This is a genomic window from Luminiphilus sp. nBUS_07, assembly GCF_051201685.1.
Classification (GTDB): domain Bacteria; phylum Pseudomonadota; class Gammaproteobacteria; order Pseudomonadales; family Halieaceae; genus Luminiphilus.
Map to the genome: position 1 here is coordinate 1,600,800 of NZ_CP179213.1, position 13,022 is coordinate 1,613,821.

The 13,022-nt window shown below is 53.5% G+C and carries 14 protein-coding genes; 5 read left to right on the plus strand and 9 right to left on the minus strand.

Annotation, left to right across the window (positions count from 1 at the left end):
• Nucleotides 1-56: 56 nt before the first annotated feature.
• Both ACMAZB_RS07060 and ACMAZB_RS07065 read right to left on the minus strand, forming a co-directional pair.
• Entirely contained in the window at nt 57-815 is a 759-nt protein-coding gene (locus ACMAZB_RS07060; RefSeq protein ID WP_435219955.1) for an SDR family oxidoreductase, read from the minus strand.
• Nucleotides 816-828: 13 nt separating this feature from the next.
• Nucleotides 829-1,638, minus strand: a complete 810-nt coding sequence (locus ACMAZB_RS07065) for an SDR family NAD(P)-dependent oxidoreductase (RefSeq protein WP_435219956.1) — start codon at nt 1,636-1,638, stop codon at nt 829-831.
• A gap of 143 nt (nt 1,639-1,781) precedes the next feature.
• Here ACMAZB_RS07065 and ACMAZB_RS07070 point away from each other — a divergent pair, with 143 nt between their 5' ends.
• Nucleotides 1,782-2,540: an SDR family NAD(P)-dependent oxidoreductase gene (locus ACMAZB_RS07070; protein WP_435215647.1), complete on the plus strand. Its 759-nt coding sequence runs from the start codon at nt 1,782-1,784 to the stop codon at nt 2,538-2,540.
• 4 nt (nt 2,541-2,544) lie between these two features.
• On the opposite strand, the gene ACMAZB_RS07075 is transcribed toward ACMAZB_RS07070, so the two are convergent.
• From ACMAZB_RS07075 to ACMAZB_RS07085, 3 genes are read right to left on the minus strand one after another with little or no spacing between them, the layout of a single operon-like run.
• Nucleotides 2,545-3,312, minus strand: coding sequence for an SDR family NAD(P)-dependent oxidoreductase (locus tag ACMAZB_RS07075; RefSeq protein WP_435219957.1), 768 nt, complete (start codon nt 3,310-3,312; stop codon nt 2,545-2,547).
• Between the two features lie 9 nt (nt 3,313-3,321).
• Nucleotides 3,322-3,987: a hypothetical protein gene (locus ACMAZB_RS07080; RefSeq protein WP_435219958.1), complete on the minus strand. Its 666-nt coding sequence runs from the start codon at nt 3,985-3,987 to the stop codon at nt 3,322-3,324.
• Nucleotides 3,984-5,663 (minus strand): class I adenylate-forming enzyme family protein, encoded by a 1,680-nt coding sequence (locus ACMAZB_RS07085; RefSeq protein ID WP_435219959.1) that lies wholly within the window; start codon nt 5,661-5,663, stop codon nt 3,984-3,986. The genes ACMAZB_RS07080 and ACMAZB_RS07085 overlap by 4 nt, the downstream gene beginning before the upstream one ends.
• A gap of 172 nt (nt 5,664-5,835) precedes the next feature.
• On the opposite strand from ACMAZB_RS07085, the gene ACMAZB_RS07090 reads away from it, so the two are divergent.
• The 4 genes from ACMAZB_RS07090 to ACMAZB_RS07105 all read left to right on the plus strand — a co-directional run bounded on the left by ACMAZB_RS07090 (nt 5,836) and on the right by ACMAZB_RS07105 (nt 8,613).
• Entirely contained in the window at nt 5,836-6,906 is a 1,071-nt protein-coding gene (locus ACMAZB_RS07090; protein ID WP_435219960.1) for an NAD(P)H-dependent flavin oxidoreductase, read from the plus strand.
• 16 nt (nt 6,907-6,922) lie between these two features.
• Nucleotides 6,923-7,684, plus strand: a complete 762-nt coding sequence (locus ACMAZB_RS07095) for an enoyl-CoA hydratase family protein (protein WP_435219961.1) — start codon at nt 6,923-6,925, stop codon at nt 7,682-7,684.
• A 150-nt stretch (nt 7,685-7,834) separates the two neighbouring features.
• Nucleotides 7,835-8,209, plus strand: a complete 375-nt coding sequence (locus tag ACMAZB_RS07100) for a nuclear transport factor 2 family protein (protein ID WP_435215658.1) — start codon at nt 7,835-7,837, stop codon at nt 8,207-8,209.
• 83 nt (nt 8,210-8,292) lie between these two features.
• On the plus strand, nt 8,293-8,613 hold the full coding sequence (locus ACMAZB_RS07105; protein ID WP_435219962.1) for a hypothetical protein: 321 nt from the start codon (nt 8,293-8,295) through the stop codon (nt 8,611-8,613).
• A 92-nt stretch (nt 8,614-8,705) separates the two neighbouring features.
• On the opposite strand, the gene ACMAZB_RS07110 is transcribed toward ACMAZB_RS07105, so the two are convergent.
• From ACMAZB_RS07110 to ACMAZB_RS07125, 4 genes are all read right to left on the minus strand, one after another.
• The gene (locus ACMAZB_RS07110) at nt 8,706-9,848 is read right to left on the minus strand and encodes a helix-turn-helix transcriptional regulator (protein WP_435219963.1); all 1,143 of its coding nucleotides are present in this window, start codon (nt 9,846-9,848) and stop codon (nt 8,706-8,708) included.
• A gap of 119 nt (nt 9,849-9,967) precedes the next feature.
• Nucleotides 9,968-10,813 carry an alpha/beta fold hydrolase gene (locus ACMAZB_RS07115; protein WP_435219964.1) on the minus strand — a complete coding sequence of 282 codons (846 nt, stop codon included), beginning with the start codon at nt 10,811-10,813 and terminating at the stop codon, nt 9,968-9,970.
• Nucleotides 10,813-11,943: a flavin-dependent monooxygenase gene (locus ACMAZB_RS07120; protein ID WP_435215666.1), complete on the minus strand. Its 1,131-nt coding sequence runs from the start codon at nt 11,941-11,943 to the stop codon at nt 10,813-10,815. The genes ACMAZB_RS07115 and ACMAZB_RS07120 overlap by 1 nt, the downstream gene beginning before the upstream one ends.
• A gap of 159 nt (nt 11,944-12,102) precedes the next feature.
• Complete coding sequence (locus ACMAZB_RS07125; RefSeq protein WP_435219965.1) at nt 12,103-13,011, minus strand: VOC family protein; 909 nt, start codon at nt 13,009-13,011, stop codon at nt 12,103-12,105.
• Between the last annotated feature and the right edge of the window lie 11 nt (nt 13,012-13,022).

A 13,022-nucleotide genomic window follows, 5' to 3' on the forward strand; every position in this document is an offset into this window, starting at 1 on the left:
CTTAGGTGGTGGGGGCTTGCAAAACGATTTGGCGCAACAGCTGCGGGCGTAAAATTTTAGAAAAGCCCCTCAGCTCGCATCATGGCGTCGTGAGCGCCGTCACAATAAATCAAGGACCCGGCGATAAAAGCGGCCTCGGGTGACAGTAAAAAACGGATGAGCTGGGCGACGTCGTTGGGTTGGCCCGCTCGGCCGATGGGAATGGAGGCCACAAATTCTTGAATCGCGGATCCGTAGGCTTCACTTTTTGCCACGGCTTCGGTCATCGGTGTTTCGATGTAACCGGGCGCGATGGCGTTAAAACTGATCCCCCTGCGGGCATAATCGGGGGCAATCCGCCGCATCCACCGTGCAACAGCCTGTTTGCTTCCGGCGTAGCATTCATGGCCATTACTGGTTTTGGCCAGCTCCCTAGCCCTGTTCAGGTCGTTATCTAGCAACGCTGTTACGAGTGATTCGTTGTGGCACATTGGGGCTGAATTAGAGCTGATGGCAATAATTCGCCCCCCGGGCTTGATCGTATCTACCAGCCCTTCAACTAGGGCGCGGGTGCCAAAGTAGTTTATCGTCAGTATCTTGTCTGGCTCGGGAAAATGGGAGGCGACCCCCGCGCTGGTGATTAGGCCATCGACCGATGGAAAGTCATGGCGGACTTTAGCGATGGCCGCTTCCCGCGCTGATTCATCGCTGAGATCGGCCAAGATATCGGCATTTCTAATGTCGAGAGTGACGACTTTATCGCCCTGATCAGTCAAAAGTTGACGAGTTGCTGCGCCAATACCTGAGGCGCCTCCGGTCATGATGTAGGTTGCCATTGTTAAGTCTCGCTTAGGGTTTCGTTTGCGGTATTTGCGATTGGATGGCGCTGCCGGGTAGGGCGGCCATCCCACCATCAACCTCTAAAATTTTCCCTGACATAAACCCGCTCGCACTGGAGGCGAGGTAAAGTGCGGCCAGCGCGATATCAGTCGGTTGTCCCAAGCGGCCTTGGGGGATCCATCGCACCGTTTCTTCCAGCCGGCCTGGGTCCTGCGTAATAAATGCCGTTGCAGGGGTTTCGATGGCGCCCGGTGCAATACCGTTTACACGAATTTTTGGCGCTAGTTCGTAGGCTAGCACGCGGGTCATTTGATCAAGACCGGCCTTTGCTGCGGCGTAGGCGGCCATGTGGCGATCGACCATCCAGCTCATCGCCGAGGAAATGTTAATAATCGCTGCGTTCGGTGCGGCCTGCAGTAATGGCAACGCCTCATGAATCAGGCCGTAGGCTGCACTGAGGTTAATATCGAGGGTGTGTTCGAAGCGTTTCTTATTGACCTTGGCCAATGAACCAAATCCTTTGCCGGGAGCGCCCGCATTGTTAACCACGACATCAAGCTGCGAAAATTCGTTATGCAGGGTTTCGAAGGTGGCAGCCATGGCGGTCTCGTCGGTGATATCACAGGAGAATATTCGAGCTTGCTGGCCCAGAGCTCTGACCTCATTAGCGACGGCCTCCAAATCAGTCTCAGTGCGAGCGAGTAAGATAAGGTCGGCACCCATTTCGGCGTAAGCAGTGGCAATGCGGGCACCAATGCCTTTTCCGGCGCCGGTCACCAGAGCGGTTTTACCATCGAGACGAAAAAAATCTGTAAGCATGATATTAAGTTCTCAAATTTTTTAAGAGGCCTTAGTCCATTTGGGCTTGTGGCCAGCAGGGGCTCCACGATAGAACGAAGTCCCTACTAAGGGGAATAACAAGAGTCTTTCGGGGCTAGTCTGAATTGATGATGGATTGAGGTATGGCAGAGTTAGCAGGAAAGTCAGCACTGGTCACCGGTGCAGGGGTTGGGATTGGCCGAGCAATTGCTTGTGTGTTGGCCCGAGAGGGCGCAAAGGTGCTTGTGGTCGACTTTAATGGTGATACCGCAGAGGAAACAGCGTCGCTGATTCGAGCTGCTGGAGGTACGGCTGCTGCGCACGTTGCCGACGTGAGTGATGAAGCTCGAGTCGCTCATATGGTGGAGGCTGCAGTTACTGTCCACGGTGGTTTGCAGGTAGCGTGCAACAGTGCAGCGGTTAGCCGGGGATCAGGCCCCATTCATGGCTTTACCCGCGAGGTCTTTGACCAAACATTGACACTTTGTCTTACCAATACATTTCTATGCATGAAGCATGAAATTGCGCACATGCTAGAGCACGGGGGAGGCAGTATCATCAATATATCCTCCAACGCGTCGCTGCGTGGTCAGCCTTACAATACGGCTTATGCGGCGGCTAAAAGTGGTGTCAACCTACTGACCAAAAGCAGTGCTTCCGAATACGGCCATAAAGGCATTCGTATTAACGCCGTGTCTCCCGGGGTTATCAGAACCCCCGGTGTAGAACGGTATTTTGAGGAGCAGCCAAAGATTGCCGAGGGATTGAAACAGGCGGCAGCAATGCGTCGCCTCGGTGAGCCCGAAGAGATTGCAGAGGCGGTTTGCTTTTTGGCTTCAGAACGGGCGTCTTTTATTACGGGACAGTTGTTGAGCGTTGACGGTGGCGCCGCGGTTAAGTGAGGGCTTAGCCCAAATTCACCTGGCCGCCATCTAAGGCGATTGACTGGCCGTTGACGAAACGCGACTCGGAGCTGCACAACGTGGCGACAAATTCACCGATATCCTGCTCGCAGTCACCTATGCGCTGCTGTGGCACTGTTTTCATAAATGCCTCGGCTTCTTCGGGACGATATTTTGCCCAGGCGGCCAGTGCTGGAGATTGCGCGAGGGGTAGAATCGTATTGCTGCGAATGCCCAGACCACCCCATTCATTCGCGGCAGCTCTGGTAAGGGCTCTAATAGCTTCTTTCTCGGCGGCGTAAACACCGTAATTGCTGCTGTCCCAACGCATGGCGGCAGAGGATGCCAAGTTAATAATATTGCCGCCACCAGCTGACACCAAGTGGGGCTGAACCAACTGCATAAGGCGTAGTGAAGCCACGGGACCAACGCGTAACCCTAGTTCAAACCCTTCAATAGAGGCATCCATAAGCGATGTGATCTGTGCGGATACGGCGTTGTTGACCAGAATATCCAGTCGATAAAATTTCTCCACGGCTGCGGTTACCAAGTCATCAAGATCTGCAATCACACCAATATCGCACGCTATTGCGGCGCCCTCAGTTCCAAACCGATCTTTGATTGTGCTAATCGTAGCCTCACACTTCTCGAGGGTGCGTCCTACCGCAATGATGCGCACCCCTCTCTTGGCGAGAGCAAAGGCAATACCCTGTCCAACACCCTGGCCGGCTCCAGTGATTAAAGCGACTTGCTCGTTAAGTGGCTTGTCCATGGTCACTCCTTAAATAATGCGTGTGTCGGAGAGGTGAATCACCTCAGAGCGATCTAAGTCCAGGAATCGCTCACTGCTTTTTGTGAGATTCTCGATGTGTTCCCACATTCGAGTTTCATTATCGCCGTCGGCAAAAAAAGCCTCCATAGAATGGCTAGCCTCGGGTGGAAAATATTCTTCAACGATGCCGTCGAAATGCGGTTCTCCACTGCGGCTCACACGGTTCTGACGGTAGCCCAGTGTATTTTGTGTGCTCAAGGCTACGCCGGTATGTTCCTCTAGCCAGTATTGTTGTAGCTGCGCGGCGTTGATGTCTGCGCGACGCTGAAAGCAGCACAGCTGAAGAGTTCCAGAGAATCGCTCGCCGACGTTCAGATCGGGCATTAGGGGGGTGATTCCCTCACACAAGTAAGCCACCCCTCCCAAATTTGTAGCGAGGGGCGAGGTTAGTAACGCATCTATAGTTTCGCGGTCAGCGTCAATGGCCAGTCGCCCGCTGGGCAGGAACCCCAAGGGGTCGCGTGTCCACATGGCGGCCTTCTCGCTGTGGTCATCCCTCTTGGCAAACGCCGCAAAAGAGATCCCAGTGTGGTCTAGGAGTGCGAGGCTTACTGCCTCGGTCGTCGGTACCTCATCGTAAAATATGATGAGTAGCCTGCCATCGTGTGCACTCATTGGGGATAGTACTCTTCAATAATCTTATTTTTGAGCAGCTTGCGTAATGCGTTTCGGGGTAGAGGTTTTTCGGTAAAGATAACCTGCACAGGCACCTTGAAAGCTGCCAGTTGTTGCTGACAATGTTCAATAACGGTTTCGCTGTCTGCTTCACTGCCCGGCAGCACCTGCACAACCGCGGCGACTTGCTCCCCCCATTTGGGGTCTGGCTTGCCAACGACCGCGGCATCAACACAGCAGGGAAGTGTCATGAGACAGGCTTCGATTTCGCTGGGGTAAATGTTTTCACCGCCGCGGATAATCATGTCTTTGACGCGCCCGCAGATATAGAGCAGGCCCTCTTCACTGATGTAGCCGACGTCACCCGTCGCGAGCCAGCCTTCATGGAATTCCTCGCTGCTCCCCGTGTGGTAACCCTGAATAGCAGCACTCGAGCGAACATTGATTTCCCCGGGCACTCCCGGCGCTGCCGGTTTACCGTCCTCATCAATAAAACTAAATTCCATAATGGGAGAGGGGAATCCAGACGCATTGGGGCGGTGACTGCAGAAATGGCCGGTGAAAGCTGCCCCTGTGCCTAGTGTCTCGGTCATGCCCCAGCCACCTCCAGGGAAGGCAGTGGCCGTCTTGGTCGCATAGAGCTCCGACAACACCTCGGGGGTCGCTGCGCCTCCTGAGCTGATATTGGTGAGCTGTTTTGCATCGCTATTGGTAAATTGAGGATTGCCAAGGAGCTCCATCATCATGACCGGAGCGCCCATCAGAACGGTGATCCCCTCACGCCGCACTAGCTGCAATGCCTCGGTCGCATCCCATTTGTACATCAGATAGAGGCTGCGACCATGGTGCAGATTGACGATAAACTGAGAGAACAGTCCGCTGATGTGGAATAAGGGGACCGCTAGTAATGTTTTAGGCGGCGTCGAAGATGCGAGTTGCGCGTTCATAGCATCCTGATTTGTCATGTAGGTCGCAGCACCGATAAATTCCAAATTCATCAATGCTTGGCAGCAATTGAAGTGCGACAGCATGACGCCCTTGGGGCGGCCAGAAGTACCCGACGTAAACAAAAGAATAGCGGGATCCTGAGCATCAACGACGGGTGGGGTTATAGGGTCAGGATGGTTTGTATCGATGACAGTTTGAAAGTCGAGCTGGTTGTTTGTCAGTACATCTCCCTCGACAATGAGGGCTGGGACTTCCCGATTACTCTCCTGAACAAACTGCCATCTCGGGGAGTCACAAATTAGCAGTTGAGCCGCACTGTCCTCAAGCCCTTGTTCAAGCTCTGCCCGTTTGCCCCAGCTGTTTAGCGGTACGGCTACACCGCCGACGTTAATAATGGCGACGAAAGCGATCAGCCACTCCGGACGATTACGCATTGCTATGGCAATGGGTGTGCCGGCGGTGACACCCATGTCAGTCATCATCCATGAACTGAGTCGATCAACCGCGGTGAAAAAATCGTCAAAACTCCACGTTTCACCTTGGTATTGCAACAAGGGTTTGTCGGTGTGCTGGCGTCCCTTGTTCAAGTAATCACCCAGCAGCCTATGGGCCTGCAAAAACGCCGTCAAAGGCTGGCCATTTATGCTTTGAGATGCCACTTCAAACGGCGCCCCCGGGCCGGTGAGTTGTGCAACGGCGTCGTGGTAGGGTTGTGTGAATAGGCTCATAGGGTGAGTCCCAGTGCAGGGTTGAGGGTTAGCAACGCTTGTATGTTGGGGGGTCATTGAGACTTCGTCATGGTCTTTTTAGCCTATCAAAGGGCCTTGCCATCCGTTGACCTGCCTTCCAGCTCGCCAGTAAGGTAGGTGCTCGCCAATTAACAGTAGCGCAACACGATTCATGCAAACGCCGCTCACAGAACTTTTGGGTTGCCGATATCCCATCATTCAGACTGCCATGGGGTGGGTCGCGGATCCTACCCTCGTGGCCGCGACGGCTAATGCTGGCGGCTTTGGATTTCTGGCAGGTGCGGTAATGACTCTGGACGAGATTGAAAAGGGCATCCTGACGATAAAATCACAAACCGATGCGCCTTTTGGGGTCAATTTTCATATGTATGTGCCCTTTGCCGAGGACATTGTTGATCTTTGTATCGAGCACCAAATTCGCGCTGTCAGTTACAGCCGGTCACCTTCTGCTGCCAGTGTCGAAAAGCTCAAGCGTGCGGGGGTGGTTTGCATTCCGACCGTGGGCGCTTTTAAGCATGCGGTCAAGGCGGTAGAGCTTGGTGCCGATGCCTTGGTTATCCAAGGCGGTGAGGGCGGTGGTCATACGGGATCTGTCGCGACCAGTATTTTGCTGGGACAGGTGCGGGGTGCAGTCTCTGTCCCGATTGCGGCGGCGGGCGGTTTTCGCGACGGTGGTGGGCTGATCGCTGCTCTGGCTATGGGGGCGCAGGGCGTAGCCATGGGCACCCGGTTTTTGTTAACCCAAGAATCTCCCGTTCCGGATGCGACCAAGGCGGTCTATCTAAAAACACCGCCCGAGCAGATTGTGGTGAGTACACGCCTCGATGGCTTGCCCCAGCGAATGATTGCAAACAGTTACTTGGCACGGCTCATAGATGCGAGTCAGATCGGCTTGCTGATGCGAGCATTGCGCAACGGGCTGGCCTTTACAAAAATGACAGGCAGCTCACTGTGGGACATGCTGAAGTCTGCGTGGCGCATGCGTCGTGGTGGCGAATTATCGTTAGGACAAACGTTGATGGCGGCGAATGCGCCCATGATGATTCAAGAGGCGATGGTGCATGGGCGCCCGGAGGAGGGCATCTTACCCTCGGGGCAGGTCGCGGGGTTAATTGACGATCTGCCCACGGTTGATGCGTTGATCAGCGGCATCATGGCCGAGGCAGACAGCACGCTGCAAACCCTTTACCAACACCGTAACGGTGGCAATCACCCAGATTAAATGAGGACGGTGCTCAATGGCGGCATTTACCAGTCATGTAGCGGCAAATATCGGACATATCATTTTTAGCAAACCGCCAGTGAATGCTTTTGATAGCAGTGAATGGGCGGCTATTGCGGCAGAAATTTGCGCGCTAGGACTTCGTGGCGATGTGCATGTCATTGTTATAAGTGCTGAGGGTAGGGGCTTCTGTGCGGGGGTCGACATCAAAGAGTTAGGTGCCCACCCTGATATGATAGTGCCGGTCAACAAGGGTAACTACGATACCTTTGAGGCCATTCACAAAAATCCAAAGCCCGTCATCGTGGCCCTGCATGGCTTTGTGCTTGGTGGTGGCATCGGAATTGCTGGCGCCGCCGATATTATTGTAGCTTCTGAATGCGCCACTTTTGGGGTCCCTGAGGTAGACCGTGGGGCTATGGGTGGGGGTGCTCATCTGCAGCGCATGTTTCCCGTGCAAAAGGTACGTCACATGTATTTCACAGGTGAGCTCATCGATGCTCAGGAAGCTTGGCGGTTGGGCGCTGTGGAAAAGGTCGTCCCTCGGGGGGACCTGTTAGCTGAGGCCACTGCAATCGCAGAGAAAATTGCAGCGAAGAGCAGCATTATGGTGCAGCTTGCGAAGGAGGCACTCAACGGTATTGAAGATGGTGATCTTGAAGCTAAGTATCGTCGCGAGCAGGGTATGACTTTGGAAGCCTATAGTTATAAAGATTCTCAAGAGGCTCGGGACGCGTTTAATGAAAAGCGTGACGTGAGCTTTAAGCCTGAGGGATGAGCCCGAGCCTCTCATGGCAGGTCTGAGCAGTCTGCTAACAGGTGGCAGTTCGACGGCACCCTAGGTACCCGAAAGGTGCATCCATCCAATAGTAACGGCCCGTTTGTTGCGGGCTTATTCGACAGACAGAGACAACAGAGGGTTTCCAAGATGACTTACGATCAAGCACTGCGAGTGTGTGAAACTTATATTCAGTCGTTGGTAACCAATGACGTTGATGCGATTCTTGATTTATATGCCGCTGATGCGACAGTTGAGGATCCGGTAGGTACGGAGGCGCGCACCGGCCAAGACGCGCTACGGTCATTTTATACGGGCGCTGTCACCGGCGTGGTTGCGGCGACTCTCACCGGGGCACCAAGACTCGCGGGCAATGAAGTGGCGTTCCCGTTTCAGGTGATCGCGGGGCAACCGGGTGAGGAAATCCAAATTAACATCATCGATGTTTTCCGTTTCAATGAAGAGGGCAAAGTCGATTTGATGCGGGCTTTTTGGGGTTCCGATAATGTGGGTGCCAAGGCCTAGGCTTGCAGGCATTACGATTTACTACGTTGCGTCGTGGAAGATGCTTACCGTAAATTACGAAGGGCAAGTGGAGTCGGTGACAGATGTCGATATATTCGATATTGAGTGTTGTACTACTGATCGGCTGGTTATTGCTGATGCTGCGAGCAAGCATCGCGGAGTATCGTTATTACCGGGCCGTGGCCATTCACGAGCCCGAAACTTGGGCGAAGTTAGATGTCTCAAACCATTCCCTCGCTCCTTTTCTATTTTGGGTCTCTCCCTCTCGCAAGCGCCTGCTGGCGACTGTTGATAATCCGAGGGTGCTCGCTTGCGAACGACACGCAAAGGCCACAGGTAGATGGTTTTTGGGCTATGTTGTGGCTGTGCTGCTCTCAGCAATTGCGTTTTTTAAATGGGCCTAGTGCAGCCTTCGCTGGTCATATCCTCGACTTAAAGCAGCTGGAGACGCGGGGTGTCATGGGCTAGCCCGAGCCTAGCAAGCGGCCCTCGGGCGTTAGGAGTAGGTGACCACGCTTTTTAGCATGAGACTTACCAGCATGGATTGGCGAGAAACGCCGGTTTTCGCGAAGATCGAACGCAACTGAGCTCGGGCCGTATTTCTGGCAATGCCGAGTTCCGCGGAGGCCTGATCTAGGTTGTCGCCCTCAGCAAGTAGCTTGGCCAAATTCACCTCCGCTTTTGTGAGGTTGTACAGCGACATCAATATGCGTGTATCGATCTCGTAGCTGCGCTCGGGTTCGTTAATGAATACGGTCATGTGAGCGGTGTGCCCAGGCTCTACCGTTTTGTCGATCATCATGGGCTTAACCAGTATTTCCAGGTCTGGACGCCCCGAGGGCCGCTCCACGGCAAGGGCATTGGTCGGCGCCGTATCCTGATTGCGTTGGGCACTAACGATGGCATCAATAAACTCGTTAAATTTTCCCCGGGCACTAGAGCTCTCTAGGTAAATTTGTTCGTTGACGATAGTCAGGCCATCTTTTTCGCGAATGATGTTGTCAGCGACGACGTTCCGGGTGACGACTTTGCCACGTTCATCGAGAGTCACCACGCCGACAGACTGTCGCGTAATCGTGGAGCTGTAGAGGCGACGCTCCTTGTCCAACTGAATCAGTTGCATGCCGTTGGCGACAGCCCGTTGAATATGGGGCGCGAGCAGCGCCAGAAATTCTCGCTCTTCTGCGCCGAAATTATCGGAAGCCTTCGGTCGACAAAAGCGCACGCTGAAGCGTTGGCCATTGGCGTTTCGCAGATCTACTCCCACCATATGGTGGATATCAACCGGCGCCATGCAAAAGCGGTAGAGGTCGGTGTTCTCAAGTTGGCTGTAGGAAATGCACTCATCGAGACACACGACCTGACCCCAGGGGAGGTTGGTCATCAGGTTGGAGGTGTAGTGACGATCGGTGTAGGGGTTGTCGTGATCATCAACAAAAGTTTTTTGCAAAACATCGGAGGAAACGAAGAGCAGGCCACCATCATCGCCATGGGGCTCACGCATCGTAATTGAGCCAAAGTTACTGCCTATTAAGCGCCGTGTTTCAGCCAAAAAGCCGTTGTAAGGGTCCTCTTCGATGTGACCATCGTAGAGCAGCCCTAGCAGGCGAGACAATTCTTCTAGATTTGCTTGAGTCATCGAGTCAAAACTGCCTTAAACATCGCTCGCTTCAAGATAGCGCAGAGAAAAGAAAGGTCAATGAAAACCTGTGGCACTCTGCAACCGCTTTTAGTATTGGTGAGGGCAGGGCCCGAGTATTAGTAACGGGTTGTTGTCGCCAGAAACTCTAGGCTTCGGGTATTAAACAATTCAGGGTATTCGGTCATTACCCAGTGGCCGCAATGGTTCAGCAACTCCGCCTGTACCTGACCGCCGCCTTTGAGCATTTTCCAGACACCACTTGCGGGACAGAATTTGTCCTCGGTACCCCAAAATACCAGTATGGGGTGGTTTAGCTGGCTCACCTGACCACTAAGGTCAGGAATGGCCATTGTGGCCAGCACGTGACTGTTTTGGGTTTGGAGTGTAGTCCAGCGTTCGTCAATCAGCTCCTCGTCGACAATATCTGCATCATAAACCAATAAAGTCAGTAGTTTAGCTAAGACATCTCGTGTAAATTCCGGAGAACCCATTGGGTGTTTCACCATGGTTTGTATCCCTTCCATAGCGAAATAATCTTCTCTGGACTCAATGCCACCGGGTGCCATGAGTATCAGCTTTTGCACCCGTTCGGGGTGTTTCAGCGCCAGCCCCAATGCCACAGCGCCACCTAATGAATTGCCCACTAACGTGATGCCATGCAGCCGGAGGGCATCGAGCAATGCAACTAATCCATCGACAAAAAATTCCAGTGTGTGATCGATGTCGGTGGGCTTGTCAGTTTGGCCATAGCCCCACTGGTCATAAACAACACAGCGGTAGCCCGCGGTTTGGAAGGCAGCGATATTGTGTTTGAAGTTACTCCAGCCGCTAGCCCCGGGGCCACTGCCGTGAATAAATACCAGCGTGCCCTGTTCACTGCCCGTAGCGTGATGATCCGTGTAATGGATCGATAACCCCTGAGAAGTCTCCAGGAATTGAGGCTTTGCGGGATTAGATGGCATTAAACGAAGACATCCTTATTTTCAATGCCGAGTTGCATAGCACCCAGATTGCGCGCAAATCCCGTCGGGTTGTTTGCGACATGACAGCGCGCGATATGAATGTCATGCCAAAGATTTTGCAGTGGATGCCCGTTAAATACCGCGCGTCCTCCCGCCACGTCAAAAAGTGTGTCGATCGCGTCAATGGCTTTGTCGATGACGAGGGAAGCCTGATAGCGAAAGAGTACGCGTTCCTCGATTGATGGCTTCCAGTCACTGCTCTCCATTTTGTCGAAGTTATGAAACATGACCGCTTCGAGCTCTGCAATGGTGTTCATGACTTGAGCGATACGGGTCTGTGTTTCCACGTCCCCGGCTAACTTTGTTGGATCGCTTGTCGCGGAGGCGGTTCGGGTTTCGATAAAAATCTTCAGGGCCTTCTTCAGAGCCCCAATGGCGGAGGAGTTCACGACCCTCACAAAAGTTTGCGCCCATGATAGGTTGTAAACGGGATTTTCCTGGTCATTGACGCAATTGAACCCGTCCATCTGTTTGTGAGTTCGGTGGTCAGGAACGAAGATTGGAGTGTCAATGACCACGTCGTTGGAGCCCGTACCTTGAAGCCCCATCACATTCCATGTGTCTTCGATGTCGTACTGGTCGCGAGGTACTAGAAAAGTGCGATAGCCATCACCGGGAATTACCCCTCCCAGTAGGGCCCAGCTGCAGTGCTCGGAGCCGGAGCTCCAGCCCCATCGACCGCTGAGCATGAACCCGCCGTCGCAGCTGGCCGCTTTGGCACCCACCGGGTTGTAAGAGCTACTGACCAGTGTGTTGGGGTCGGCCTCGTAAACTTCGCGCTGGGCTTCTTCAGACATCAGCGCGATTTGGAAAGCGTGTACCGCAATAATGCCGCTTGCCCAGGCCGTACTCATGTCGGCTTCGGCAATTCGGATTTGTTCGCGGAAAAATTCTTGCGGTCGCTGTTCTTGGCCGCCCCATTTTTTTGGCAGCATCATTGTGTAAAAGCCGCAGTCCTTGAGCGCCTGTACGACCTCTTTACTCATCCTGCGGTTGCCGCGCTGTTCGTCTGATCGACTCTCGATAAGGTCAAGAATTTGATCGGTTACGACGGGTTGATGGCTGCTCATGCGTTTCCCCTATTTTTAATTGTTTGACCACATTGGGCCGGCCCAGCGGGTAGTTCGATATGGCATCCTTACAAAGGCGCCACGAACCTACATCACCCGTATGTGGTAACCGATTATCCAAACGGAGGGTTAGTCCGTATGGATAGTCCGTATGGAGGGTCAGTCCTGCTGGGCAACGCTGAAATCGTGTCCCCAAAAGCTGGGCACCGTACTCTCAAATACTTGATAGGCGCTCCAATCTCCCACCGTGCGGCCCTCAGCACCAATCTCAATATCAAACCCCGTGGGGCTGCGCATATAAAAAGACACCATGTGGTCGTTGGCATGGCGACCCAATGTGCCTGTTAGTTTGACATTAGCTGCGATCCGGCGATCGTTGCAACGCCCGACTTCATCGACGTCATTAACCTCTAGCATCATGTGCACGCAGCCCGCGGGCATGGGCATCTCAAAAAGGCCAAGGCTGTGGTGGCGTTGATTACAATGCATGAACCAAAGTCGTGTTACCGGCTCATCGGGGTCAGGGGTGAAGCGCAGCTTCATGAGATCAGAGAGCCCGAAACCCAAAACATCAGTTAAAAAAGCGGCTGTCTCATCGAAGTTAGGGGCGGGAAGCACGATGTGTCCCATGCCTTGATTGCCCGTGACAAAGTTACGAACCCCTGCAGCTGAGTTAAATTGTCTGAAATCAGAGACCACGCCCCAGAATGCTTCGTGGTGGTTTCCTGATGGGTCCTGAAAGCACAATAAATTTTGCACGCGTCTTTGTGTGATGAGGGCCTCGTCACCCCAGGTAAAATCAACCCCGGCGTGAGTGAGCGCATCGGCTACCTCTTGTAACCCCTGTGCAGAATTCGTCTCCCAACCGCAAACTTGTAAGGTTTCAGAGTCCCCGGGGGAGATAAACAGGCGATAGGGGTGGTCATCCATCTTGAAATACAGTTCACCGGCTTGGGCGTCGCAACGTGCGCTCACGTCCTCAAGACCCATAACGTCACAAGCAAATTCTCGCCAAGCCTCTGTTAGCTGGCTGCTAACCCCGATGTAACCCAAACTTTTGATCGCCATATCGATAGGCT